We start from the raw sequence: 25,280 nt of genomic DNA on the forward strand, positions 1-25,280 counted from the left end.
GGCCTCGGGCTCGTGAACGGCCTCTCAACGACCGGCCCGCCGGAGGCAACGGCGGACCGAGGAGGGCCGTCGGAGGCGCCCGGAGTAGGGCGGCAGGCCGGTCGCCACGGCCCTCCGGGCAGCGGACCGTACCGACGGGCAATGGGTGTGCCCAGTTCCGAGCCCGTTCAGCTGCTGGTCACGCTCACCGCCCAAGCTCTGGAATGAGATATTCCGCTTGGTGACATCGCTGTGGTCAGGCACACCGGCCACGGCACGGAGGGCCTCATGGCCGGAATTGAAACCCACATCCCCACCAACCGTCGTCGCTTCCTCCTCAGCTCCGGTGCCGCCGTCGCCGGAGCCGGTGCCGCCTGGGCACTGCCGAGTCAGCGCGGCAGCAGCGCGGCCCCGGCCGCCGCACCCGCACAGCCCCTCACCGATACGTCGCCGGTCCGCTCCGGTGCGCGGCGGTCGGCACCGTACGGAGCCACCACGCTGGACACCGCGGCCACTCTCGCCGGCAGCGGCAGCTACCGCCGGATCACCTCCGGTCCCGGATGGCCCCTGGTCGTCCGGGGTGACATCGCCTCCGCCGCGGCCGGGCGCCAGGACCGGCGGACCGCCCTGGCGTGCTTCGTCCAGTTCACCGACCTCCATGTGGCCGATGTCCAGAGCCCGTTGCGCACCGAGTACCTGCGCGCCGGATCGCCGGGATCGTGGCGGGCGCAGGAGGCGCTGTCGGTGGCCGGTTCGGTGTCGCTGGTGGAACAGGCCAACGCGGTCCGCGGCGGACCGCACACCGGCCGGCCGCCGGCCTTCGTCATGTCCACGGGTGACAACATCGACAACCACTCGATGGTGGAGCTGGAGTGGTTCCTCACCCTCATGAGCGGTGGCCGCATCACGCCCAACACCGGTGACCCGACGTCGTACGAGGGCGTACAGAATTCCGGCCTCGCGCTGTACTGGCACCCGGACGACAGCCTGCGCGACCAGGACAAGAGACGCGGCCTGCCGCCGATACCCGGCTACCTCGAAGCCGCGATGCGCCCGGTCGTCAGCCCCGGCCTGCGGCTTCCCTGGTACTCGACACCCGGCAACCACGACGACCTGCCGGGTGGTTGTCTGGCCCCGCAGGACCCCGTGCTGGCGGACTACCTCACCGGGGCGCGCAAGCTGTTCTCCGTGCCGGATGCCGACGTGGCCGCCTTCGCCAAGGTGCTGAACTCCGGCGGCGACCCCAAGAGCACCGTGCTCAAGGAGATCCTCAGCCGTAACGCCGCCGGCGCGCGCACCGTGACCGCCGACGAGCGCCGCCGGATGTTCACGCCCCACGAGTACCTGCGGGCGCATCTGAACCCGGCGTTCGCCGGAGCGGGACCGGTCGGGCACGGCTACACCGACAACCACCTCGACGGTGACCAGATGTATTACTCCTTCACCGTCGCCGAGGGTGTCATCGGCATCAGCATCGACACCACCTACCGCAGCGGCCACTACGAAGGATCGCTGGGCACCGAGCAACTCCGTTGGCTGGAGCGGACCTTGGCCGCTCACAGCTCGCGCCACTACGACGCGGACGGCCGGCTGGTGCGCAACACCGGCGCCGACGACGCGCACATCCTGGTGTTCAGCCACCACCACAGCCCGAGCATGACCCGGCGCCCCGACGCGGCCCGCACGGAGGAGAAGCGGCACGACGGCGAGGAGGTCATCGCGCTGCTGAGCCGGTTCCCGAACGTGGTGGCATGGATCAACGGCCACAGCCACGTCAACCACATCACGCCGCATGCCCATCCGACGGCCGCCCGCTCCTTCTGGGAGGTCAACACCGCCTCGCACGTGGACTATCCACAGCATGCGCGGATCATCGAACTCGTGGACAACCACGACGGGACACTGTCCCTGTTCGCCACCCTCATCGAATCCGCCGCCCCGCACCACACGGACTTCGACGACCTCTCCGCCGTCGGCCTCGCCTCGCTCTACCGCGAGCTGTCCTACAACGCTCCCGGCCTCGCCGCCGGACTGACCGACGGCGTCCACGAAGCAATGGCGGGCACCGCGGCGGACCGCAACACCGAACTCCTCGTCCGCCGGGCGTGAGACGGGACCGACGCCACCGGTCCCGCACCGGTTCGTCACGGACGTCCCCGGCTTGCACCGCGCGCTGAGCGAGGCGCTCATCGGCCCCGGAGCGTACTTCAGCCGGGCACGGGGACGCGTTCAAGGACTGCCTGTGCGGCGGCTTCGGCGTGGCCGCGCCCCTCACCCTGATCTGGCACGACGCCGATGTCGTGCGCCAGGCACCGGCAGATGTCGTCTCCGCCCCACAGGGACGACTCTCCTACGTCGAGAAGAACGTGCAGCTCCTCGAAGGCGCCGGTGCCACGGAGGTCCTGGAGTGAGGAAGGGCCGGGGGTAGCTGAGGCTCCCTCAAGAGGCGCCGTTCGACCGCGGCTCGGCGGAGGGCGGGTGGCGTTCCTCGTCTGCCCGCGGGCCGGTGCGCTGGAGCGTCCGGGGGACCCCGGCCGACACCTGCGTCCCCGTGGTAGCCGCGAGCAGTACCTTCAGGGGGATATAGCGGTAGATACGCGACAGATCAACACCATCGGTGGAGTCTGCATGTCACCCTCCGTCACACACAGGTTCGCGCGCAGACGCATCGTCCGTACCCTGGGCGTTGTGCTGGCCGTCGGCGTCGTCATCACCGGGCTGGTCCAGGTCGCGCCGTCCCCCACACCCCAAGCGCTCGACCCGCGGATCACTTCGGTCCTGCGGAAACCGGACTACCGCCATGCCCGGTGGGGGCTGCTCCAGCAGAACCCGGAGACCGGCAAGGCGACGCAGTCCCGCCTCGCCGACCAGTTCTTCATCCCCGGGTCAACGGCCAAACTGTTCAGCGTCAGCGGCATCTGGCACACCCTCGGCAGCGGCCACCGCTTCGTCACGCCGGTCCACGCCGTCGGGCAGCGCCGGAACACGACACTCAAGGGCAACCTGGACCTGGTCGCGCAGGGCGACCTGACCCTCGGTGGCCGCACCCGCAAGGACGGAACCGTCGCCTTCACCGCCATCGACCACACCTACGCCAACGACATCCCGGGAGCCACCCTCACCCCGCAGGACCCACTGGCCGGTATCAACCACCTGGCCCGGCAGGTGCGCAACTCGGGGATCCGTCTGGTCGACGGGGACGTGGTCATCGATGCGCGGCTGTTCCGGCCGGACCCCGTCCTCGACCCGACCCCCACACCACTGATCATCAACGACAACGTCATCGATCTGCTGACGACCCCCGGCGCCAAGGCGGGCACCCCGGCCGGCCTGGAGTGGCGCCCGAAGGTCGCGCCCTACCACGTCACGTCCTCCGTCCGCACCGTCGCGGCGGACCAACCGGCCGACATCGCCGTGAGCAGCTCCGCCGACGGCACCCGTATCCGCCTGTCCGGCACCATCCCCGTCGGCTCCGCTCCCGCCCTGCGGGTGTCCGGGATCAAGGACCCGAACGCCTTTGGCCGCACCGCCGTGATCGAGGCACTGAAACGGGCCGGGGTCGAGGTCCGCGCAAAGGCGATCGGCCCCAACCCGGCCCGGCAGTTGCCCAGGACCTACCAGGGCGCACCAACGGTGGCCCGGTACACCTCCCCCACGTACGACCAGTACGCCAGGCTCATCCTCAAGGTGAGCCACAACCTCGGGGCGAACCTCGGGGTCTGTCTGATGGCCACCAGCACGGGAAGCCCCAACTGCGAAGCCGGCTTCCCCGTACTGGCCGCGTTCCTGGACCATGCGCGGGTGGACCGCAAAGCCGTACAGCTCGCCGACGGCCGCGGCGGCAACCCGATCGACCGGACCACCCCACGCGCCGTGGCACAGATCCTGACGTACTGGCAGCACACCCCCGAGGCACAGCGCTTCCGCACCTCGCTGCCGATCCTGGGCGTCGACGGGACCCTGGCGGACTCCTGCCGCAGCTGCCCGTCACGCGGCAAGGTTTTCGCCAAGACCGGCACCGCGGCGGGCGGTGACGCCCTCAACGACCGGCTGGCCGTGGGCGGTGAGACGGCGGCCGGCTATCTGGAGACGCGCCAGGGCCACTTCGATGTGTTCTTCGCCGGAGTGAACGGCGCCTCGACCCCCAACGCCGGTATCAACGGTGTCCTGGCCATCGGCAACGATGTGGCCGATGTCGCCGCCTACCTCCAGCAGCAGTCCTCCGGACGGCACTGAACAACGAGGCCCGCGCACCGGCCGGGTGGCGGCGCGGCGCGCTCTGCCCACAGCCCGAGAAAGGGCGGTGCGGTGTCCCGTCTCCCCATGCATTACGAACGGGGATACGGGCCACCGGCCCCACACCATGTCGTCGATAGCCTCAAGCCATGCAGCGAGAGCCTGACGGTGGGCCACCATGAACGCCGCCCGCCGCATCGCCGCCCTCACTCACGGCGACCGCGCGGCCTGGGAAGGCACCGCCGTCTTCCACGAACTCATCCGGGTCACGCTCGAAGACACCGATCCCCTCGCCGCCCTCCCTGAAATCGTGGCGCTCATCGCCCCCGCCCACCGCGCGCGTTACGCCACGGTCCTCGCACCCGGCTGGCACCCCGACCAGGCCACCGAATTCAACGGAGCTGTCTGGCCCTGCCTGGGCTCCGCCGTATGGGCCCTGCGCACCACGGCCACATACGAGGACGCGATACGCGCGGCCATCGACCTCGGCGGCGACACCGACACCGTGGCCGCGGTCACCGGCGGACTCGCGGGCGCGTACTACGGCCTGGACGCGATCCCCGCGCGCTGGACCGCACTTCTGCATGTGCCCCTGCCGGGCTTCGGCGGAGGCGTACGGAAACTGCCAGAGCTTCTCGACCTGGCACACCGCCTCACGGCGTGACACCTTCCCGCGTTCACACACCTTCCCTCAGGTCCCTCACGTCACCCCTCCCCCTCCCCCTCCCCTGTCCAGACCCCCACCGCTGCCCATTAATTGGTATCTTGGATACCACTTCTATAGAATGCAGAGGTGCGACTCACCAAGAGCACCGACATCGCCCTGCGTATCGCCATGCGCCTCGCGGTGCGCGGCGACACGGACGACGCGCCCACCACCCGCGAGGTGGCGAGCGCCGTCGAAGTGCCGTACACCCACGCCGCCAAAGTGGTGAGCAAGCTCCAGCACCTGGGCGCCGTCGAGGCGCGGCGCGGACGGGGCGGCGGGCTGACGCTGACGACTGCGGGGCGTACGGGTTCGCTCGGGCGGTTGGTCCGTGAACTGGAGGGGGTCGATGACGTGGTGGGCTGCGAGGACGACCCGCCATGCCCGTTGCGCGGTGGCTGCCGGCTGCGCGGCGCACTACGGGCGGCACAGGAAGCGTTCTACGCCTCGCTCGATCCGCTCTCGGTTGCCGACCTGATCGAAACCCCGACCGGGCCGCTCCTGCTCAGCCTGACGCCGCGCCCCACGGACTGAGCGCGTCGGCGCGGGCCGAAGACGGTCGATCGACCCGAGCCCGCGGCACGGATTGCAGGTATCCGAAGGCAAGGCATCCACCTCGGACGGGAACCCCCGCAGCACGGCCGCCACCCCCACGCGCTCCAACCCGTCCACCTCATCCCCAAAAATACGAATCCAAGATGCATATTTCATTACCCTCTCCCTCCCCCAAGAGTCCGGAGTTGTCGATGCTGTCACCGAAGTCCGCCGAGACCGTCCGTGCCACCCTCCCCGCCGTGAGCGGAGCCATCGGTGAGATCACGGCGCTCTTCTACGAGAAGCTCTTCACCGCCCACCCCGAGCTGCTGCGCCATCTCTTCAACCGCGGCAACCAGGCCAACGGCAGCCAGCGACAGGCTCTTGCCGGGGCCGTCGCCGCCTTCGCGAGTCGTCTCATCGAGCACCCGGAGCGCCGGCCCGACGCCATGCTCACACGGATCGCCCACAAACATGCCTCTCTCGGGGTGCCTGCGGACCAGTACCCGATCGTGCGGGAACACCTCTTCGCGGCCATCGCCGAGGTGCTCGGCGACGCGGTGACCGACGAGGTGGTACGCGCCTGGGACGAGGTGTACTGGCTGATGGCCCATGCCCTGATCGCCGTCGAGAAGCGGCTCTCGACCGAGGCGGGCGTCCCGGACGGCGAGGTGTGGCGTCCCTACCGAGTGGCCGCCCGCATTCAGGAGACCGACGAGGTCGCGACGTTCATCCTGCGGCCGGCCGATGGCGCGCCCGTCCCCCCGTCCCGTCCCGGCCAATATGTCTCCGTACAGGTGCAACTCCCGGACGGTGCACGACAGATACGCCAGTACAGCCTGTCCGGGCAGCCGGACGCAGGGTTGCAGATCTCCGTGAAGCGGGTGCCTGCCGCCCGCCGGCCCGGCGCCCCGTCCGACGATCCGGCGGGCGAGGTCTCCGGGTATCTGCACGCGCACGTCCACGGCGGCGAGACCCTGCGCGTGAGCCCGCCGTTCGGTGACGTGGTGCTCTCCGACGAGGACGATGGGCCCCTGCTCCTCGCCTCGGCGGGCATCGGTTGCACACCGATGGTCGGCATGCTCGCGCACCTCGCCGCCGCCGGCTCCCGACGCCGCGTCATCGCCGCCCACGCCGATCGGTCACCCGCCACCCATCCGTTCCGTACGGATCTCCACCGGCTCACCGGCAAACTCCCCGACGCGACAACGGAACTCTGGTACGAAGACGGTCTCCGGTACGGGGACGGACTCCCGTACGAAGACGGACTCCCGTACGGCGATGAGGGGGCCGGCCGGCCGACGGGTGGTGCGGCGGAGCCGGTGACCGTGCGCACCGGGCGGATGGATCTGACGCAGATCGCCATTCCGGCCGGTACCACCGCGTACCTCTGCGGGCCGGTGCCCTTCATGAAGACGGTCCGCGCCCAACTCCTGGCATCCGGAGTGCCGGCCCGGCACATCCACTACGAGGTCTTCGGCCCGGATCTCGGCCTCCAGGCATAGCCATCGGCGGCCGGAGAACGCGCCGCAGCCGCCGGCAGCCGGCCGGTTCCGGCCCGGCGGGCCCCGCCTACGCGTCCGCGAAGCGCCGTACGAAGCGTCGCTGCCAGGGGGTTTCCACAGCGCGATGGTGGTAGTGCCGACGGACGAAGGCTACGGCCCGGTCTGCCGGCACCCCGTCGAGAACAGCCATGCAGGCCAGCGCCGTTCCCGTCCGCCCGCGCCCGCCGCCGCAGGCCACCTCGACGCGTTCGTCCGCTGCCCGGGACAGCGCCTCCTTGAACACGAGGCGAGCCTGCCGACGGTCCTCGGGCAGCAGAAAATCAGGCCAGCGCAGCCATCTGGCGTCCCACTCGGTCGACGGAGGCTGCTTGCCGAGAAGATAGATCGCGAAGGTTGGCGCCGGTCCTGCGGGAAGGGGGTGGCGCAGGCCCCGGCCGCGCACCAGGATGCCCGAGGGGAACCGCATGACCCCTGGGTCCGACGAGCTCCAGTTCTCAGCCATACGCGCACCCTATCGACGGCCGATGCGGGCCGAAGTCAGGGTGAGAACTCCTGGAGCAGCGCCGCGGTGCAGCGCCCGACGCGCCGCTATCTTGCAGCGGTGACCGGTTCTGCAGAGCGCCCGCTCCTCTTTCTCGATGTCGACGGCCCCCTCATCCCGTTCGGCCCGGCGCCTGACGACCGTGCGGGCGGGCATCCGACATACGGCACGGGCCACGAACCGGCGGAGGCCGGCTCGAATCCTCTGCTGGCCAGGATCAACCCGGAGCTCGGGCCCAGGCTGGCAGCCCTTCCGTGCCGCCTCGTCTGGGCAACGACGTGGATGACCGACGCGAACGAGTGCATCGCGCCGCGACTCGGACTGCCGGAGCTGCCCATGGTGACGTGGCCGGACCCCTCCGACGACGAGGAACGAGACGCACGGGCGGGACTGCACTGGAAGACCCGCACACTCCTCGACTGGGCGGCCGGGCGCCCATTCGCCTGGGTCGACGACGAGATCACCGGCATCGACCGGTCCTGGGTGTCCGCCCACCACGGCGAGCGAGCCCTGCTCCACCGGGTCGATCCCCGCCGTGGCCTCACCGACGCGGACTTCGTCGTCCTCGATGACTGGCTGCGCCGGATGGTGAACTGACGTGCCGTGGCACGCTCCTGGCAAAGCCGGCGTTGCCCGCGGCCGGTGCGGACAGCAAGATGCGGAGGATGACAACGAATCCGCCTTCAGTGCCGCCCACCGTGGTCCGGCTCGCGCGGTATGCGGCAACGGAACTGCGTGAGATCGTCGGCGACGACGAGGACCCCTTCGGCGTCTCCGGGACCGGTCTGACCTGGCTGCCCAAGCGGGAGCACTTCGCCCTCAGACGGGACGGCCGCCTCGTGGCACACACGGGTCTGGTCACACTTCCCCTTTCGGCCGGCTCGGCCGAAACACAGGTGGTGGGCTTCGGCGGGGTGGTCGTCGCTCCTGACCTGCGGGGACACGGGTTGGCCCGGCTCGTGGTCACGGCCGCCCTGGAACATGCCCGCACGATGGGACCGCAGTACGGACTCCTCTTCTGCCGGCCGCACCTCCTCCCCCTCTACCAACGCCTCGGCTGGCGGGCGCTGCAGGAGGAGGTACACGTCGAACAGCCCGAAGGGCCCGTGGTCATGCCGTTGCGGACCATGTGGATCCCACTGCGCGACGGGGCACATTGGCCGGTGGGGCCGGTACGTCTGCGGTCCCTCCCGATGTGATCGGCGGCCCCACAGGCCACGACACCGTCCGTCTGTGACGTGACGTGGCGGGGCGGAGCGGGGCCGCCGAGTGCGGTGGCCGGCACCGCGGTCGGCGGCCTCACCTCCCCTTCGACCCCCGGCTCACCGACCCGGAGCCTGGAGGGGGACGGCCTGCCCCGTTACCTGCACCCGCGGGTCGTCGGGGCGGAGGTCGACGTAGAGGTCGCTGGGCCGGCCCATGTCCTCGCCCTGCCGGATGTGCACCCGCAGGGGCTCCGTGACCAGGCCCAGTGCGCGCAGATACCCGCCGAAGGCCGCCGCGGCGGCGCCGGTTGCCGGGTCTTCCACGACGCCGCCGACCGGGAAGGGGTCGCGGGCGTGGAAGTCGAGGCGGTCGGGGGACGGACGGTGGACGAGGTGCACGGTCGTCCAGCCCTGCTGCCGCATGATGTCGTGCAGCGCGTCGAAGTCGTAGTCGAGGGCGGCCAGTCGTGCCCTGCTCCGGACTCCCAGCACGAGATGCTCGTTGCCCGCGAAGGCGATGTGCGGCGGGAGGCCGTCGTCCAGGTCGTCCCTGGTCCAGCGCAGGGCCCGCAGCACCGGCTCGACCTGGGTGGTGTCCTCGGCCGGGTGGGAGTGGGCCGGCACGCTGGTGAGCGTGGCCCGGACCAGTCCGTCGACGAGGCTCGTACCCACCCTGATCTCGCCCACCGGCGTGTCGAACAGCAGCTCACCGGTTCCGGTGCGGGAGGCGAGGGCCACGGCCGTGGCGATCGTGGCATGTCCGCAGAAGGCGACTTCGGCGAGGGGGCTGAAGTACCGCAGCCGGTAGCGGCGGGCGGCGAGGTCATGTGCCGTGACGAACGCGGTCTCCGAGTACCCGACCTCCGCGGCCATGGCAAGCATCCGCGCGTCGTCGAGGGCTTCGGCGTCGAGCACCACACCGGCCGGGTTGCCGCCCGCCGGGTCGGTGGTGAAGGCGGAGTACCGCAGCACCTCGACGGTGCCCGAGCTGTGGAGGGCGTCCGAGCTCTCGGTGGTGTCCGGGCTCAGGCTCGGACCGGTGGGGGAGGTGTGTGTGGTCATGGCTTCACGATGACAGCGCGATGCGATCGCGTCCAACGATGGTTCATGCTCGACTCCATCGAGAATCGCGATACCGTACGTCCGGTGGACACCAGACTTCTGCGTACGTTCGTGACTCTCGCCAGAGCGGGAAGCTTCACCGCCACAGCCCGCGCACTCCATCTCGCGCAATCCACGGTCACCGTCCAGATCCGCACCCTGGAAAAGGAGTTGGGGACCCCGCTGTTCGACCGGATGCCGTCCGGGACGGTCCCGACCCGGGCCGGGTTGCGCCTGCTGGAAGAGGCCGAAGCGGTACTCGACGCGGTGGCCCGGCTCCGCGCGACGGCTGCGGCCGGCGGGCAGCGTGACATGGCGGGCGGAACGACCGAGGGCCAGGTCGCCGTCGGCGCGGGTGATTCGCTGTGCTCCTCACGGCTGCCCGGGGTGATCGCTTCCCTGCGGCGCACACACCCTCGCCTGGATGTCCAGCTGCACGCCGTCAGCACGGCCACGGCGGTGGACGGACTGCGGACCGGCCGGCTCGACATCGCACTGTTGCTGGAGCCGGAGGTCGGCGAAAGTGATCTGCTGGCCCGCAGGATCGCGGACGAGCCGCTGACGTATGTGGCCGCACCCGGGCATCCGTTGGCCGGACGGGCGGCCGGCTGGGACGAGTTGGCGGGCGAATGCTTCTTCGTCCACGAGGAGGGGTGCTCGTACAGTGACCGGCTCGTACGCACCTTGCAGGGCCTGCCCGGTGCCCACCCCCGGATCACCCGGTTCGGCAGCATCGATGCCGCCCGGTCGTGCGTCGCCGCCGGTCTCGGCCTGACGCTGCTCCCCCGTGTGACGGTCGAACACCACCTTCACGAGGGCCGGTTGACCGCAGTGGACGGCCCCGAGGCCCAGCCCGTGCCCGTTCAGCTCGTCCGGCACCGGAGACGGTGGTTCGCGCCGGGCGCACAGATCGTGGCCGAGGAGCTGACGCGCACCTTCGCGGCGGCGTGAGGAGGTGACGCCGCCTCAGGAGCGTCAGACCTCAGGAGGGTGCGTGAGCGGGCGTACACGGTACGCCGGCCGGCCGGAGCACTGCTCCCCGTCTTCGCCTCTCCCCGTCAGCCCAGGAGCCCCACAAGAGTTCGGTTTTGTCCTTCGTCCGCGTGGAGGCTCGGCGCGTCGTTTGGACAGCCCGCGGGCCTCCGACACGGTGAGGTCGTGCGCCCTCTCCTCCTTCGCCTCACCGCAGCGGCGGTCGTCCTCCTGGCCACCAGCAGCTGTGTGTCCCTTCCGGCCGACGGCCCCTGGCACGATCCCGGTCGCGCACCGGGCGGACGCACGGTCGCGCCGGCCCGGCCCTCACCGCTGGTGCTGCCCACGCGGCGCTCGTCGCATGAGCAGCTGGTCGATGTCGCGTCCGTGGGGCGGAAGTCGAAGCGGCCCTCGACGTTACACAAGGCAGCTGCCGCTCCCCGGCACGCAGCGCCGGTGAACCGACGGCAACGGCCCCGCGGACGGACGCTGCCCCGCCCCGCTCACACCACGCCGTCGAGGCCGCGTCCGGTGCCGGTACGAACGCTGCCCCGCCATCGGCAGCCCACGGCCTCGGCCCCGCGAGAGCTTCCGCGGACGTCGCGGCCTCGCCCGAACGTCGATGCCGGCCTTGTGTGCCGGATGGCGTCCGGCCGCGTCCGGCCGGATCTTGTGCGGCTGTGCCACCGGACGTACGGACGCTGAAGCGGCACCTGCGTGGTCGCGCGGTCCTGCGTCTTGACCGTGGTTGCCCGATGGTGGGGCGCCTCAGCCGGCGGTCGGCAGCTCAGGGCGGAGCATCGCCCTGAGCTGCTCGAACGCGGTGGGGACCGGTTGCCGCGGCAGAAAGTCCCTGATCTGCCGCGCACAGTCCTGCGCGCTGGTCGTGGCGGTGTCGCACTCGATGTCGTACAGGCCGTGGGCGTGGACCTGCTCCACCTGGCGGGCTGCCAGCCCCACCGGACGGTCGCCTCGCCGGCTCTCGCGCCGTTCCAATTCCTGCAGCGGACAGCGCACGCCGACCAGCACCACGTCCCTGGGAGGGAACAGCTCAAGGCAGTCCAGCAGACGCCGTGGCTCGCTCAGCATGTGGTCCACCACCACGTTGTTGCCACCCGCAGCCATACCGGCGACCGCCCGGTGGAAGCCAGGTGCGGTGGAGAACGGTGGGCAATTCTTCCGAGGGCAGCTCGTTGCCGGACCGCATGGCATGGAAGGCGTCCACGGGAAGATGGAAGTACGGCTCGTCCAGGACCAGAAGCAGTTCCTTGGCGATACTCGACTTCCCGGAGCTGGAGGTGCCGTTCAGGAAAATGATGCGCCCGTGAGGAGAGCTGTCGGCTCCATCGACCGGGGAGGTGGCCGGCTCAGACATCATTCCGCCTTCGTGGGGCATCTCGGGTCTTTTGCTGCTCGCCAGTTGGTGTTCCGCACTTCCGGGTGGCATCCGCACATCATGGTCTCGCAGGGGGACCGACACCTGATGCGCGCTCAGCGACGGCCGGTTTCCGCTCGCGCTCTGCCATGACCCACGGCAGTTGCGCCAGGCGCCCCTCCGGCCGTCGAAAAGGGAGATCCCTCGGGCGTGCCCGTCGGCCTTGGTCAGCCTTGCGTAAACCACTTGCCGTGGTCGTCACGGGTACTGAGGATTGCGTCATGCCTGCCTTCACCGCTCCCGACGGGACTGAACTCGCCTACCACAACGTGGGTGAGGGCGAACCGCTGCTCTGCCTGCCGGGTGGGCCGATGCGCGCCTCGGCCTACCTCGGCGAGCTCGGTGGACTGTCGAGGCACCGGCGGCTGGTCATGCTCGACCTGCGGGGAACCGGCGACTCCGGTGTCCCCGTCGACCCGGCCACCTACCGCTGCGACCGGCAGGTGGCCGATGTGGAGGCCTTCCGCGAGCACCTCGGGCTGGAACGCGTCGACGTTCTCACGCACTCGGCGGGCGGCGATCTCGCCCTTCTGTACGCGGTCCGGTATCCGCAGCGCATCCGCACTCTCACTCTGATCACGGCCCGGGCTCGCGCCCTCGGTGTCGACTTCACCGAAGAGCACCGCCGGGAGGCGGCCGCATTGCGTGCGGCCGAGCCGTGGTTCGGTGCCGCGATCGAGGCCTATGAAAAGGTCTGGGCCGGTTCCGCGACGGAAGACGACTGGGATGCCATTGCCCCTTTCTTCTACGGCCGTTGGGACGCGACCGCGCAGGCGCACGCGGCGACCGACGTGGCGCAGAGCAATGACGAAGCGGGGGAGATCTACGCGTCCTCCGGCGCCTTCGACCCTGCCGCGGCCCGCGCCGCCCTCGCCGTACTGGACGCGCGGGTACTGGTCCTTGCCGGTGAAAGGGACAGCGGCCCGCTTCCCCGCGTTGCCGCCGGCATTGCGGAGTTGTTCCCCGACGCGGAACTGGCCGTTCAGCCGGGCGGTGGCCACTTTCCGTGGCTCGATGATCCCCACCGCTTTTCCCGGACCGTGGCGAGGTTCCTCGGCGACGGATGCGTCGGGACCCAGGAGCGGGTCGGGCCCCTCGTCTGACTCTTCGGCTCGTCTGACTCGTCGGCCCTCACCACCCGGTGCGGCACCACCCGGTGCGGCACCGGCCGGTGTCGACGACGTGGATGCCGATCCCGCCTCGGTGCGTGCCGCGGTGTGGATGCCGATCCCCTCGGTGCCTGCCGCGGTGCCGATGGAGCCCCGGTGGGTGAGCGCCCGCGCCCGCGCCGTACGCAGACGCTCCCCGGGGTGCGGGTGTCACTCCAGCGGGATGTCCGCCCCGGCCGACTGTTCGCGGGCAGCGGCGACGACGAGGGCTGCGGCTGCCGCGTCCTGCACTGCCACTCCGACGGACTTGTAGAGGGTGATCTGGTCCGGTGAGGAGCGGCCCGGTTTGCTGCCCGCGAGGAGTTCGCCCAACTCGGCGTGCACATGTGCTTCCGTGATGACGCCCTCGCGCAGAGGGGCCAGCAGGTCGTTGCTGCCCGCGGGGAAGGGCGCCAGCGCCGCCTGCCGTGACTCGACGCACACCAGTGCGTCGGCCACCGTGGCGTCGTCGATCTCCCGGCCGGCCGGGTTGAAGCCCACCGAGGTCACATGCACGCCCGGTGTCAGCCAGGAGCGGCGGATCACGGGGTCGACGGCGTGGGTGGTCGCGGCGGCGATCTCCGCGCCGTTGAGTGCCTCGGCGTAGGTGGCTGTCGCCTCGGCGGGGACATGGAGTTCGGAGGACAGGACGTCGGCCAGGGCGGCCGCCTTCGCCCGGTCCCGGCCCGCCACGCGGATGTGCCGGATCGGGCGGACCCGGCACATCGCCTCGGCATGCGACCGGGCCTGCGCTCCGGTGCCCAGGACCGCCAGCACCGAGGCGTCCTCGCGGGCCAGCAGGCGCGCGGAAAGCGCCGAACAGGCAGCGGTCCGCGCCGCGGTGATGGCCGTGCCGTCCAGCAGTGCCGCGGGCTCTCCGGTGTGCGGATCGAAGACGACGATCAGTGCCTGGTGGGTCGGGACGGGGGTACCCCCGTTGTGCGGGAAGACGGAGACCAGCTTGCTCATGAGCACCCCGGCCGACGGTACAAAGCCCGGCATGGCCGCCAGAAACCCCTCCCGTTCCGGCACCAGGGCGGCAACGCGGTCCGGAGAGGAAGCGCGGCCGGCGCTCAGGTCCGTCATCGCCGACGCCAGTGCGTCGATCAGCGAATCCAGGTCGAGCAACGCCTCCACCTGCGAACGCCCCAGTACCAGCATCCGTTTACACCTCCTGATCACAGCGGTACGGCCGACGGTACGCCGAGCCGAGGGGCCGACCGTAGCCCCCTGCAGATTTCGTTCGGTGAACGATCAGCGGCACATCGCACCGCACCTCGCTCACCGCTGCCACTTCCGCGCGCCGCGGCCCGGACCCGACGGCGGGAGGCAGAGATGCCGGCCACGGGCACTCCAGGACGGCCACGCCGCGTGCGTCGGCCGGTGACGTCCCCAGGCTCTCGCCTGCCGCGGCGCCCGAAATACGGCTTCGCTCACCCCCACTCGGCCACCGGACACCTGGAGCCGGATGCGGGATCCGGGAGGGCGCGCGGTGCAGGAGTGCCACGCCGAGCCGGGGGTAGGCGGCGCGATACAGCCGAAGGCAACGGTGTTCGCGCCGCGCCGCGCCGGACCGGAATGCGCCGTTCTGCGGTGACGAAGCATTGTGGGCGCAGGATCGGGCACGCGAGGACAACAAGACGGCCGGGCAAGGCAGTTGAGAACGTCAGTGGGCAGCCCCGGCGCCTCGCACTGAGGGACTCGACCGCGCTCGGCCGAGGAGAACGGAGGTATTCATGGACTGGCGCCACGACGCGGTGTGCCGCGAAGAGGACCCGGAAATTTTCTTTCCCGTCGGCAACACCGGCCCCGCGCTCCTGCAGATCGAGGAGGCCAAGGCCATCTGCCGCCGCTGCCCGGTGATGGGGCAGTGCCTGCAGTGGGCGCTCGAATCCCGTCAGGATGCGGGTGTATGGGGCGGGATGAGCGAGGACGAGCGGCGCGCCATGCGGCGTAGGGCCGCCCGGAACCGGGCTCGCGGCGCCTCCGCGTAGGGGGCGCCCGGGCCGGCACGGTTCCGGCGGCTCCGGAGCAGGTCAGGACATGGCGTGGTGGGTACCGGGTGTGCCGCCGGTGCGCCTGTACGCTTTCGTCACCCCAGGCAGCGGCCGTGTCCAGCGGCAACGGGCACGCGCTCTGCTGTGCCGGAAGGACGTCACCATGCCCACGGATGCACACCCCGGACCCCTGCGCGTCCTCGTTCTCGGCGCCGCGCTGCGGGCAGGGTCGAGCAATGCCCGTCTGGCTTCCCTGGTCGCCCGCATGATGACCGAGGCCGGCGCCGATGTCGACCTCGCCACGATGCGGGAATTCGACATGCCGCTGTACGACGGTGATGTGGAGGCCGAACAGGGGGTGCCGGCGGGTGCGCTGGCGCTGCGTGACCGGCTGGAGCGCAGCGACGCCTTCGTGCTCGCCTCGCCCGAGTACAACGCGTCCGTGCCAGGAGTCGTGAAGAACGCGATCGACTGGGTCTCGCGGGTCCGGCCGCAGCCGTTCAAGACCAAGCATGCGCTGCTGGTCTCCGCCTCCCCGTCCCTGGTCGGCGGTAACCGGGGGCTGTGGGCGCTGCGGGTTCCGCTGGAGCATTTGGGCACCCGTGTCTACCCCGACATGTTCAGCCTTGCTGCGGCCCATGAGGGGTTCGCCGAGGACGGGCAGCTGGCCGATCCCGCACTGCAACAGCGCCTGAGCGAGACCGTCACGGCCTTCCTCCGCCTCGTCGAGGCCGATGCGCGCTACGTCTGTCTGCAACGCCGGTGGTACGAGTTCCCGGGAGACCGCACCGAGGCTCCCGTCACCCAGCGGGCCGAGGACTGAGCCGGATCGCCTGAGCGCGCCGGTCGTGGGGCGCGCTCAGGCGAGGGGACGGCCGGGGCACGGCACCCGGTCGGCAGGCCCGTTGAGGTGGCGGGTGCCTCGGGTGTACTGCTCCTGTGCTCCGTACGCCCCTCCGTCGTGGCGGGGCGTACGCGCGCCGTCTTCGGTGCGGGTCTCAGTGGTCCGCGGCCGCATCGGAGTCCGCGGCGGCCGCCGCGCTCTCGGCACCGTCCACCAGCTTGCGCATGCCCGCCAGGTCGGTGGGCGCGGGCGCGGACGGCGACGGTGTCACATGGGGGGCGTCGCCCTCGGCGCGCACCCCGTTGCCGCATCCGGCGACGAGCAGTCCGCACATCAGGGTGATCGCCCCGAGCACGGCGGCCTGTCCCCTACGGGTCACGACGAGGCCGCGTTGTGGTGGGTACCGCACCAGGTGGCGACCTTGGCGAGGTCCTTCTGCCGCTGCTGGAGCGTGGGGACGAGGGACTTGCGGTGGGTGAGCTTGTGGTTGAGGAAGGTCGCGATCTCGGTGTGCCCCGCAGCCTTCGCCTTCTTCACACGCTTCTCCAGGCGGGCAACGGAGCCACGGGCTCCGGCCTTGCCCTGCAGACGGTGAAGTGCCTTGTGGATGCGCTTCTCGATCTTCGGGACGCGCTTGCACAGCGCCTGCGCGCCGTCTCCCGTGCGGGTCTTGGCCGAGGCGGACGGTGCCGGGGTGCTGTCCGCGGCGGCGGTGCCGGCGACACCGAGCAGGGCGGTCGCCGCAGCCACCGAAGAGAGGGCGATGTTCCGGGTACGCATAAGGGTCCTCCTCACGAGCGTGGCGGGCACGGTGCCCGTCCGCGAGGAGACGTTAGGGACGTTCTTTGTGGAAACCTTGTGGCCGGTTCGCGGGGTCCGCCAGCCAGTCCCGGTGCGCGGGCAGCGCGGTGTGCTGAGGACGGTGGGCGGGCGCGGCGGGGAACACGACCTCGAAGCGGGCGCCCCGGCCCCCGGGGCCGTCCAGAACCCGCAAACCGGCCCGGTGCAGGGCGGCCTGCTGCGCGACCAGGGTGAGACCGAGGCCGGAACCCGGGCTGTCCGGACGGCGCTGGAAACGCTGGAAGATCGCATCCCGGCGCTGGTGCGGCACTCCCGGCCCCCGGTCTTCGACACCGAGGACGATGCAGGGGGAGCCGCTGTCCTCACCGGCACGGAGGGAGAGCGCAACGTGGGCGCCGGTCTCGGCGGACCGGCCGTGGACCAGTGCGTTCGTCAGGAGGTTGTCCAGCATCGAACGGAGTCCGGGCTGCCATCCGTGGAGCGTCAGCCCCGGGCTGCTGTGGACCACGACGTCGGCCCCGGGGTGCCGGCGCCGGATGTCCGCGGCGGCCTCATCGGCGAGATCCGCCATGTCGATGGCGGCAAACGAGTCCGCCTCGACCAGATCGCCCTGGGCAAGTGCTCTCAGCATCACCAAGAGGCCCAGCAGACGGGCGTGTTCATGCCGCAGATCGTGCACCGTCTCCGCCCGGTCGGCGGCATCGAGGTCCTGGAACGCATCGAGGATGTCGAGGTTGGTCTGCATGCTCATCAGCGGGGTGCGCAGCTCGTGGGACGCGGCGGCGGAGAACGAGCGTGCCGAGGCCAGCGCCTCGGCGGTGCGGGTGGCTTGCTCGTCGTACCGGGTCAGGAAGGTCTGCAGGGTCCGGGCGAGGTCGTCGACCTCGGTGATCCGGGTCGGGGCATGATCCAGCCGAGCGGCGCCGGTGTGCGGGTCGAGTCCGCCGGCCGCCTGCTGCAGACGCCGCAACGGCCGGGCCGCGCGGGCGGCGAGCAGCCAGGCCGCCGCACCGGCCGGCGGAGCGGCGAACAGCGCCACCGTGACGACCCTCCGGCGCACCATCCCGAGCTGTGCCTCGCGCGCCGTGTCCGGGGAGAACAGCCACAGCACCCCGTGCACCCCGCGGCCGGTGACCGGCACGGCCAGCACCCGCCAGCTCTTGCCGTGTGACCGGACGGTGGACGGATGGTGTGTTTCGGCCGGCAGGGGAACCGATGCGGCGGGTTGCGGGCCGTCCATGACGGTGCCGTCGGGGCCGGACAGCCGGACGCCGACCTCCAGGGCCGAGGTGAACAGCTTCCGCTGGCGGGCCTGCTCGGCGCGAGGCCGGTCGTGGGAGCTGGCCCGCAACAGGCCGCGCGCCGCCACGGCCACGCTCTGCGCACGTTCGGTGAGGCGCTGATCCGCCTGGGTGCGCAGATCCTTGCCCACCAGCTGCACCAGGAGCCAGCCGGACAGCACCACCAGCAGCGGCACCACCATCCCGACCACGAGCGCGATCCGGGTGGACAGTCTCATCGCGCCGCCCCGCTCTCGTCGTCCCGCATCACAAAACCGACGCCGCGCACCGTGTGCACGATCCGGCTCCGCCCGCCCGCTTCCAGCTTGCGCCGCAGATAGCTGACGAAGGTGTCCACCGCATCGGTGCGCACCTCGAAGTCGTAGCCCCATACGCGTTCCAGAAGCTGGTCGCGGGTGAGCACCTGCCCGGCGTTGCGGGCCAGGACTTCCAGCAGGGCGAACTCGCGTCGCGTCAGCTCCACTTCCCGGTCGTCGAGCCGTGCGCGGTGCGCCACCGTGTCGAGCGCCAGACCGCCGACGCGTACGGCATCGGTGGGGGCGGGCGGGCGGCGCCGCAGCAGCGCATGCAGGCGCAGCACCAGTTCGTCCAGGGCGAACGGTTTGACGAGGTAGTCGTCGCCGCCCGCCTGCAGTCCGGCGACCCGATCGGTGACCTCGTCGAGCGCGGACAGCATCAGCACGGGTATGTCGTTGCCGCTCTCCCGGAGGCGTCGGCACACCGCGATGCCGTCGAGGTCGGGCATCGAGATGTCGAGGACCATGACGTCCGGCGGCGCCTCGTCCATCCGCTCCAGCGCGGCCCGGCCGCCGTCCGCCAGCCCGACGGTGAAGCCGTTCAGCCGCAGCCCGCGCCCGAGCGACCGCCGGATCGCCGCGTCATCATCCACCAGCAGGACCCGGCTGGTACTGCTTTGTCCGTACATGTATGCCTCCGTGGGACCGCCGCCTGACGAAATCATCCGTCATGGGCTCCGGGGGTCCTCAACCACGGTCCAGAAGGCAAGACCGGTCCTACAGCAGGTCCTCGATCCTGATCGGCAGATCCCGGGTGCGCCGGCCGGTCGCGTGGAAGACGGCGTTGGCGATGGCTGCCGCGGCGCCGACCATGCCGACTTCCCCGAGGCCCTTGACGCCCAGCGGATTCACGACCGTGTCCTGCACTTCCACGAACTCGATGTCGACGTCGGGGGCGTCGGCGTTGACCGGTACCAGGTACTCCCCCAGGCTCGCGTTCGCCCAGCGGCCGTCGCGGGGGTCGACCAGCGTGCCCTCCAGCAGCGCCTGGCCGATGCCCCAGATCATGCCGCCCATGACCTGGCTGTGGGCGGTCCTGGCGTTGAGGATCCGGCCCGGGGCGAAGGCACCGACCATCCGGCGGACGCGGACCACACCGAGTTCCGGGTCGACGGCGACCTCCGCGAACTGCGCGCCGAAGGTGGCGAGTCCGTACGGCACGTTCGCGGGCGGCGGGCTCCAGCTGCCGAGCGCATCCATATCGGTCATGAAGTGGCGCTGCATCAGGTCGCGGTAGGACTCGCCGCTGCCGGGCCGGTCCCGTAGCTCCATCCGCCCCGCACGGACGACGACGGCGGCCGGGTCCGCCAGATGCAGCGGGGAGTCGGGGTCGGCGATCGCCTGCTCGATCATCTGGTCGCGGAGCGTGGTGGTCGCGGTGTGCACCGCGGCGCTGATCATGCCGGCGCCTGCCGAGCCGACCGTGGCCGCGACGTTCGGCAAATCGGTGTCGCCGTACTCGAACCGGACATCCTCCAGGGAGACACCCAGGCCGTCGGCGGCGACCTGGGTCATCGCGGTGGCCGATCCGGTACCGAACTCCTGCGTGCCTGCCTGCACCACGGCGGAACCGTCGGCGTAGAGACGGGCCCGGGCTCGCTGCGGCTGCATGGGGAAGAACACCGGGTATCCGGCGGTGGCCATGCCTTTGCCGATGAGCCAGTTGCCGTCCCGCTCGGAGCGGGGTTCGGGGTTGCGGGACTGCCAGTCGAAGCGGGCCGCGCCACGGCGGTAGCACTCCTGCGCACCGTCGCTCGACCACGGGTGGCCGGTGTTGGGGTCGGACTCGGCGTGGTTGCGCATCCGCAGTTGCACCGGGTCGACGCCGATGCGGTGGGCGAGCTCGTCCATCAGGCATTCCAGCGCGTACATGCCGGTGGTCTCGCCGGGCCCGCGGGTGAAGGTGGGCGTCATGGTGTTGCTGCGGATCAGCCGGTAGACACCCTCGTAGTGGGGGCAGGCGTACGCCTGCGAGGCGATGCTGAGCGAGGGTTCGGCCCAGTCGTCGAAGGGTGAGGTCAGCGAGAGCTTGTGGTGGCGCAGGGCGGTGAGCCGGCCGTCGTCCGTGGCACCGAGTTCGATGCGCTGCTCCTGCTCCTCGCGGTGGCCGCAGGAGGTGAACATCTGCTCGCGGGTGAGTGCCAGCTTGACGGGGCGCCGCACATGCCGGGCGGCCATGGCGGCCAGGGTGACATGCGGCCAGATCATGGCCTTGCAGCCGAATCCCCCGCCGACGAACGGAGCACGGACCCGCACCTTCGACGGGGGAATGCCCAGCAGCGCCGCCACGGTGCTCTGGCTTGCCACGATCCCCTGTGTGGCGTCGTAGAGGGTGAGCCGGTCGCCGTCCCAGACTGCTGTGGTGGCCGATGGCTCGATGGGGTTGTGGTGGTTCGCCGCGAAGTGAAATGTCGCGTCGAGTCGTTGGGTCGCCGCCTGGAAACCGGCCTCGACGTCGCCGCGCACGCTGCGTGCCGGGATGAACCCGGCGAAGATCGCCTCGGGTTCGTAGGCCTGGTCCCGGCCCTCTTCGAGGGTGGTCGTGGAGGGGCTGCGCTCGTAGTCGACATGGACCTGCCGGGCCGCGAACTGGGCGCGCTCGTGCGAGTCGGCGATCACCATGGCCACGGGCTGTCCGAAGTAGTGCACGGCATCGTCCTGCATCGGGAAGAAGCTCTCCCCGGGGGCGGCGTGGCCGGCCAGCGACGGAAGCAGATGGGGCCGGCCGGCGACTCTCGGCAGGTTGTGGTGGGTCAGTACGGCGAGCACACCGCCGGCGTTCTCCGCGGCACTCGTATCGATTCCGGTGACCCGTCCGCAGGCTGTGCGGGCGCCGACGAGCGCCGCGTACACGGTGCCGGGCAGGGTGTACTCCGCTGCGTAGCGGGCGCTTCCGGTGACTTTGGCGCGGCCGTCGACGCGGGCGAGAGGCCGGCCGATGGCGGTGAGAGTGGCGCCCGTGGTCATGCTGTCCCCTCTCCTTGCGCGGCAGCGGTCTGCAGGGCACGGACGAGGGTCCGCCGGGCGAGTTCCGCCTTGAACGCGTTCATCGGGCGGGTGAGGGCGGGGGCCAGCTCCACGCCCGCGGCCCGTGCGAACACGCCCACGTCGGCGCGCTGCCCCACGAGAGCCTCCTCGGCCCGGCGAGCGCGCCACGGCTTGGTCGCCACGCCGCCGAGGGCGAGCCGGACCTCGCGGATCACCCCGTCCTCCAGCGCCAGCGCCACCGCTGCCGAGGCGAGGGCGAACTCGTAGGACTCACGGTCGCGCACCTTGAGGTAGAGCGACCTGCGCGCCATGGGGACCGGGGGCACCTCGATCGCGGTGATCAGTTCGCCGGGTGTGAGGGGGTGCTCCCGCTCGGGTGTGTCGCCCGGGAGCAGGAAGAAGTCGTCGACCGGGATGCTGCGGGATCCATGGGTGCCCTCCACATGCACGACGGCGTCCAGGGCGACCAGCGCGACCGCCATGTCCGAGGGGTGGGTGGCAATACAGTGCTCGCTCGTGCCGAGGATCGCGTGACCGCGATGGACGCCGTCCAGAGCGGAACAGCCGCTGCCCGGAAGGCGCTTGTTGCAGGCGGATTCGGGGTCGCGGTAGTAGGCGCAGCGCACGCGCTGCATCAGATTTCCGCCCATGGAGGCCATGTTCCGCAGCTGCGCGGAGGCCCCGAGAAGCAGTGCCTGGGACAGCATCGGGAAGCGCTCCACGACTGCCCGTGCCTCCGCCACCTCGCTCATCCGGGCCAGCGCGCCGATGAACAGCCCTCCGTCGGCCCGGTCCTCGATCCCGGCCAGGGGCAGCCGGTTGATGTCCACGAGGCGATGGGGACGCAGCACATCCAGCCGGAGCAGGTCGACTTCAGTGGTGCCGCCCGCCAGAAAGGAACTTCCGGGGTCACTCGTCACCGCCGCGACCGCACCGGTCACATCCGTCGCACGGGTGTAGCTGATGGCACGCATCACTGTCCTGCCTTCCGGCCACGCACCTCGCGGATGGCGGAGCGGATATGGGGATAGGCCGCGCACCGGCAGATGTTCCCGCTCATCCACTCGGCGATCTCGCGGTCGTTCCCGGCATGCCCTTCGTTCAGCAGGGCGACGGCCGACATGATCTGCCCGGGTGTGCAGTATCCGCACTGGAAGGCGTCGTGCTCGACGAATGCGCGCTGCATCGGGTGCAGCTCATCGCCCTCGGCGAGACCTTCGATGGTGGTCACTTCCCGGCCTTCGCAGGTGACGGCCAGGGTCAGACAGGCCAGCACCCTGATCCCGTCGACCCAGACCGTGCACGCTCCGCAGGTTCCCTGGTCACAGCCCTTTTTGGAACCGGTGAGAGCCATGTGCTCACGCAGGGCGTCCAGGAGGCTCACCCGGGGTTCCAGGTCCAGGACGTGGGAGACGCCGTTGACGACCAGGGCCATTTCCACGCTGTCGGGCCCACGCGTTTCCATGGTCGAGGACTCGGCGACGGACATGTGCGCACCTTTGTCTGCCACGACACTCACCTCGGAGTCGATGCCGTACGTCGAGCGTCCGTCCGGTCGTCCGGGCTCGCAACCGGGCGGGGTGTTCCACGGGAGCGGTCGTGGGTGCACCCGGAGGTCCTGTGCCGTGCCCCTTACGGGATAATGCGGAGCATGCGGATTTCAGCCAGAGCGGACTATGCCGTGCGGGCGGCGCTGCAGCTCGCCGCTGCCCGGGATGCGGGCCCGCTCAAGGCGGAGGCCATCGCCCAAGCACAGGACATCCCGCATAAATTCCTCGAAGGCATCTTGAACGACATGCGCCGGGGCGGGCTCGTCCACAGTCAGCGCGGCGGCAACGGCGGCTACCGGCTGGCCAAGCCTGCGGAGGCCATCAGCATCGCGGATGTCATCCGTGTCGTGGACGGCCCGCTGGTGTCGGTACGCGGCGTCCGTCCACCGGAGTTGTCGTACTCGGGGCCCGCCGAGTCACTGCTGCCGCTGTGGATCGCCCTGCGGGCCAACGTCCGCCAGATCCTCGACGGTGTGTCGCTGGCCGATGTCGCCTCGGCCGAGCTGCCGGACCCGGTGTCCGCACTGACCGAGGACCCCGCGTCCTGGACCAACCCCTAGCCAGCTGAACAAGTACATGAAGCGGGACGTGCCGGCGGGGGGGCTGGTGGGTGGCGCGAGCCGCTGCGGAGGACCAGCAGGGCTGGTGCCTACATGTGCGCCTTCGTCGGACGCACCGGGAGGCGGTCCTGTTCCCGCTGCAGAGATGTGAAGTCGTCGAAGACGGTGTAGTTGTGCGGGAGTTTGTCACCCTTGTCGTGCTGAACGGTGAGGTTGACGTACAGGCTGTTCAGCATCCAGGGCTTCTTGCCCGCGTTGATGTTCGTCACCATCGCCTTTGCCTGCATCACACCGTAGGTGGCTACGGCCAGCCGGCCCGTCTTCCGGTACTTCTTCACCTGATCCCGCATGAAGTGCTTGTGGCTCTCGAACCACGGGCTCATCCGCAGGAAATCGTTCCACTGCTTCTGTGTGAAGGGCTGCTCCTTCGCGAGCTTGAGAAGCTGCCACACCTTCATTCCCCGGGTGATGTCCATTTCTTTCTCGTAGGCATTGACGAAGTCCGTGGGAATGGTCTGGGTCATCTGCTTCTCGTAGTACCCCACCAGCGAGAACTCGGTGACGAGGAACTTCTTGTTGTCGTGGAGCTTGGGAAGTACGTAGTTGAGGTACTTCTGGGCGGCTTCCGCCGACGTCACGTGCGGATGGATGTCCAGGCCCTCGAGCTGTGGAGTCTTGTTGACGAACTCGATCCAGCCCCTGGTCGCCTCCGAGATCATTCGGGGATCGTCGAGGCGGTTGAGCGCTCCCATGTAGAGATGCGTCCGGCAGCCGTTACGGAATCGCTTCTCCCGGTAGGCAATGACGTGCTTGGCCACCTCCCGGTAGAAGGGGTTGAGCTTCGTCACCCTCTCCTCCTGATGGGTTTCGAGGAAGGGCTCGTTGCCGATGGTGAGGATGTCCACCTTGTCGAGTACGGCCTGCAACACCTTGTCCACCGCGGCCAGTTCGGCTTTCATCTCTTCCGTCGCCGGGGAAGGGACGGTCTGATGTTCCTTGCTGAACTGGAATTTCAGCGCCAGGATCGTGCCGAACCCCTGTCCGTGCATCTCCAGCAGCTTCCGGATCGCCGGCTGCTGCAACGGGTCCGTGCCGTCCTTGATTGTGTCCATCAGCACGAAGCCGCGTACCCAGGTGGCGCCAAGGGCCTTCAGCACGGCCTTGTCCACATGGGCCGGGTCCTCATTGAAGTTTGCGCCCAGTACACCGTTCGGGCCGGCGACGGCGGCGCGGTTCTGCAGGGCATCCTTACCCTCGGGCTTCTTCGCCGAGTCCACCTGGTCGCCCTGACTTTCCTTCGTACAGCCGACTGCCAGGAAGGCCCCGCCGGAAACCCCCAGCAGCCATCTGCGCGAGACCGGGTTCCCTCCCCGGGAGGTCCGGACCTCAGCGTCCTGGTTGATCTTCATGGCACAACTCCCTCTCGTTGCGTGCGGATTCGATGGTCACAGGATCCGAAGCTGCCGTCAGCGGCGCGCGGACGCCGGGTGCGGCGTCGAGCCGGGGCGGTGAGCTCGCGGGACTCCCCGGGCAGGGCAGGCTGCACCACCTCGCCCTCCGGCCCGGTGTCAACGCCCGGCA

At 70.4% G+C, this 25,280-nt stretch carries 23 protein-coding genes and 2 pseudogenes; 13 read left to right on the forward strand and 12 right to left on the reverse strand.

The window, feature by feature from the left end; all coding sequences use genetic code 11:
• The first annotated feature begins 267 nt into the window (after window positions 1-267).
• The 6 genes and pseudogenes from ACGFWI_RS06340 (at window position 268) to ACGFWI_RS06365 (ending at window position 6,960) form a co-directional block, all read left to right on the forward strand.
• On the forward strand, window positions 268-2,088 hold the full coding sequence (locus tag ACGFWI_RS06340; protein ID WP_393904757.1) for a TIGR03767 family metallophosphoesterase: 1,821 nt from the start codon (window positions 268-270) through the stop codon (window positions 2,086-2,088).
• 149 nt (window positions 2,089-2,237) lie between these two features.
• Entirely contained in the window at window positions 2,238-2,390 is a 153-nt protein-coding gene (locus tag ACGFWI_RS06345; RefSeq protein ID WP_393904758.1) for a hypothetical protein, read from the forward strand.
• Between the two features lie 217 nt (window positions 2,391-2,607).
• Window positions 2,608-4,215 (forward strand): D-alanyl-D-alanine carboxypeptidase/D-alanyl-D-alanine-endopeptidase, encoded by a 1,608-nt coding sequence (gene dacB, locus ACGFWI_RS06350; RefSeq protein WP_393904759.1) that lies wholly within the window; start codon window positions 2,608-2,610, stop codon window positions 4,213-4,215.
• Between the two features lie 172 nt (window positions 4,216-4,387).
• A pseudogene (locus ACGFWI_RS06355) lies at window positions 4,388-4,879 on the forward strand (ADP-ribosylglycohydrolase family protein); the annotation flags it as partial.
• 129 nt (window positions 4,880-5,008) lie between these two features.
• The gene (locus ACGFWI_RS06360; RefSeq protein WP_393904760.1) at window positions 5,009-5,455 is read left to right on the forward strand and encodes an RrF2 family transcriptional regulator; all 447 of its coding nucleotides are present in this window, start codon (window positions 5,009-5,011) and stop codon (window positions 5,453-5,455) included.
• A 212-nt stretch (window positions 5,456-5,667) separates the two neighbouring features.
• A complete protein-coding gene (locus tag ACGFWI_RS06365) occupies window positions 5,668-6,960 on the forward strand; it encodes a globin domain-containing protein (protein WP_393904761.1) in 1,293 nt (430 codons plus the stop codon).
• A gap of 67 nt (window positions 6,961-7,027) precedes the next feature.
• On the opposite strand, the gene ACGFWI_RS06370 is transcribed toward ACGFWI_RS06365, so the two are convergent.
• Window positions 7,028-7,462, reverse strand: a complete 435-nt coding sequence (locus ACGFWI_RS06370; protein ID WP_393904762.1) for a protein phosphatase — start codon at window positions 7,460-7,462, stop codon at window positions 7,028-7,030.
• A 99-nt stretch (window positions 7,463-7,561) separates the two neighbouring features.
• On the opposite strand from ACGFWI_RS06370, the gene ACGFWI_RS06375 reads away from it, so the two are divergent.
• Together ACGFWI_RS06375 and ACGFWI_RS06380 are read left to right on the forward strand one after the other, a co-directional pair.
• Window positions 7,562-8,098, forward strand: a complete 537-nt coding sequence (locus ACGFWI_RS06375) for an HAD domain-containing protein (RefSeq protein ID WP_393904763.1) — start codon at window positions 7,562-7,564, stop codon at window positions 8,096-8,098.
• Between the two features lie 68 nt (window positions 8,099-8,166).
• Entirely contained in the window at window positions 8,167-8,700 is a 534-nt protein-coding gene (locus tag ACGFWI_RS06380; RefSeq protein ID WP_393904764.1) for a GNAT family N-acetyltransferase, read from the forward strand.
• Window positions 8,701-8,823: 123 nt separating this feature from the next.
• Here ACGFWI_RS06380 and ACGFWI_RS06385 read toward each other — a convergent pair whose 3' ends face one another.
• Window positions 8,824-9,768 (reverse strand): PhzF family phenazine biosynthesis protein, encoded by a 945-nt coding sequence (locus ACGFWI_RS06385; RefSeq protein ID WP_393904765.1) that lies wholly within the window; start codon window positions 9,766-9,768, stop codon window positions 8,824-8,826.
• Between the two features lie 84 nt (window positions 9,769-9,852).
• On the opposite strand from ACGFWI_RS06385, the gene ACGFWI_RS06390 reads away from it, so the two are divergent.
• Window positions 9,853-10,758 carry a LysR family transcriptional regulator gene (locus ACGFWI_RS06390; protein ID WP_393904766.1) on the forward strand — a complete coding sequence of 302 codons (906 nt, stop codon included), beginning with the start codon at window positions 9,853-9,855 and terminating at the stop codon, window positions 10,756-10,758.
• A 789-nt stretch (window positions 10,759-11,547) separates the two neighbouring features.
• On the opposite strand, the pseudogene ACGFWI_RS06395 reads toward ACGFWI_RS06390, so the two are convergent.
• A pseudogene (locus tag ACGFWI_RS06395) lies at window positions 11,548-12,154 on the reverse strand (chloramphenicol phosphotransferase CPT family protein).
• 281 nt (window positions 12,155-12,435) lie between these two features.
• On the opposite strand from ACGFWI_RS06395, the gene ACGFWI_RS06400 reads away from it, so the two are divergent.
• On the forward strand, window positions 12,436-13,317 hold the full coding sequence (locus ACGFWI_RS06400; RefSeq protein ID WP_393904767.1) for an alpha/beta fold hydrolase: 882 nt from the start codon (window positions 12,436-12,438) through the stop codon (window positions 13,315-13,317).
• Between the two features lie 216 nt (window positions 13,318-13,533).
• Here ACGFWI_RS06400 and ACGFWI_RS06405 read toward each other — a convergent pair whose 3' ends face one another.
• Window positions 13,534-14,523: an ornithine cyclodeaminase family protein gene (locus tag ACGFWI_RS06405; RefSeq protein ID WP_393904768.1), complete on the reverse strand. Its 990-nt coding sequence runs from the start codon at window positions 14,521-14,523 to the stop codon at window positions 13,534-13,536.
• Between the two features lie 575 nt (window positions 14,524-15,098).
• On the opposite strand from ACGFWI_RS06405, the gene ACGFWI_RS06410 reads away from it, so the two are divergent.
• Window positions 15,099-15,356 (forward strand): WhiB family transcriptional regulator, encoded by a 258-nt coding sequence (locus tag ACGFWI_RS06410; RefSeq protein WP_393904769.1) that lies wholly within the window; start codon window positions 15,099-15,101, stop codon window positions 15,354-15,356.
• Between the two features lie 166 nt (window positions 15,357-15,522).
• Window positions 15,523-16,182, forward strand: a complete 660-nt coding sequence (locus ACGFWI_RS06415; RefSeq protein WP_393904770.1) for an NADPH-dependent FMN reductase — start codon at window positions 15,523-15,525, stop codon at window positions 16,180-16,182.
• Window positions 16,183-16,357: 175 nt separating this feature from the next.
• Here ACGFWI_RS06415 and ACGFWI_RS06420 read toward each other — a convergent pair whose 3' ends face one another.
• The 7 genes from ACGFWI_RS06420 to ACGFWI_RS06450 all read right to left on the reverse strand — a co-directional run bounded on the left by ACGFWI_RS06420 (window position 16,358) and on the right by ACGFWI_RS06450 (window position 23,099).
• Window positions 16,358-16,582, reverse strand: coding sequence for a hypothetical protein (locus ACGFWI_RS06420; RefSeq protein WP_393904771.1), 225 nt, complete (start codon window positions 16,580-16,582; stop codon window positions 16,358-16,360).
• Window positions 16,579-16,983 (reverse strand): hypothetical protein, encoded by a 405-nt coding sequence (locus ACGFWI_RS06425; RefSeq protein WP_393904772.1) that lies wholly within the window; start codon window positions 16,981-16,983, stop codon window positions 16,579-16,581. The genes ACGFWI_RS06420 and ACGFWI_RS06425 overlap by 4 nt, the downstream gene beginning before the upstream one ends.
• A 52-nt stretch (window positions 16,984-17,035) precedes the next feature.
• Entirely contained in the window at window positions 17,036-18,523 is a 1,488-nt protein-coding gene (locus tag ACGFWI_RS06430) for a sensor histidine kinase (protein ID WP_393904773.1), read from the reverse strand.
• Entirely contained in the window at window positions 18,520-19,230 is a 711-nt protein-coding gene (locus ACGFWI_RS06435) for a response regulator transcription factor (protein ID WP_393904774.1), read from the reverse strand. Before ACGFWI_RS06435 ends, ACGFWI_RS06430 begins: the two co-directional genes overlap by 4 nt.
• Window positions 19,231-19,318: 88 nt before the next feature.
• The gene (locus ACGFWI_RS06440; RefSeq protein WP_393904775.1) at window positions 19,319-21,568 is read right to left on the reverse strand and encodes a xanthine dehydrogenase family protein molybdopterin-binding subunit; all 2,250 of its coding nucleotides are present in this window, start codon (window positions 21,566-21,568) and stop codon (window positions 19,319-19,321) included.
• On the reverse strand, window positions 21,565-22,563 hold the full coding sequence (locus ACGFWI_RS06445; RefSeq protein ID WP_393904776.1) for an FAD binding domain-containing protein: 999 nt from the start codon (window positions 22,561-22,563) through the stop codon (window positions 21,565-21,567). Before ACGFWI_RS06445 ends, ACGFWI_RS06440 begins: the two co-directional genes overlap by 4 nt.
• Window positions 22,563-23,099: a (2Fe-2S)-binding protein gene (locus ACGFWI_RS06450; RefSeq protein ID WP_393904777.1), complete on the reverse strand. Its 537-nt coding sequence runs from the start codon at window positions 23,097-23,099 to the stop codon at window positions 22,563-22,565. The genes ACGFWI_RS06445 and ACGFWI_RS06450 overlap by 1 nt, the downstream gene beginning before the upstream one ends.
• A 141-nt stretch (window positions 23,100-23,240) precedes the next feature.
• On the opposite strand from ACGFWI_RS06450, the gene ACGFWI_RS06455 reads away from it, so the two are divergent.
• A complete protein-coding gene (locus tag ACGFWI_RS06455; RefSeq protein WP_393904778.1) occupies window positions 23,241-23,699 on the forward strand; it encodes an RrF2 family transcriptional regulator in 459 nt (152 codons plus the stop codon).
• Window positions 23,700-23,788: 89 nt separating this feature from the next.
• On the opposite strand, the gene ACGFWI_RS06460 is transcribed toward ACGFWI_RS06455, so the two are convergent.
• Entirely contained in the window at window positions 23,789-25,108 is a 1,320-nt protein-coding gene (locus ACGFWI_RS06460) for a hypothetical protein (RefSeq protein WP_393904779.1), read from the reverse strand.
• Window positions 25,109-25,280 lie beyond the last annotated feature (172 nt).

The organism is Streptomyces sp. NPDC048434, from assembly GCF_043200375.1.
Classification (GTDB): domain Bacteria; phylum Actinomycetota; class Actinomycetes; order Streptomycetales; family Streptomycetaceae; genus Streptomyces.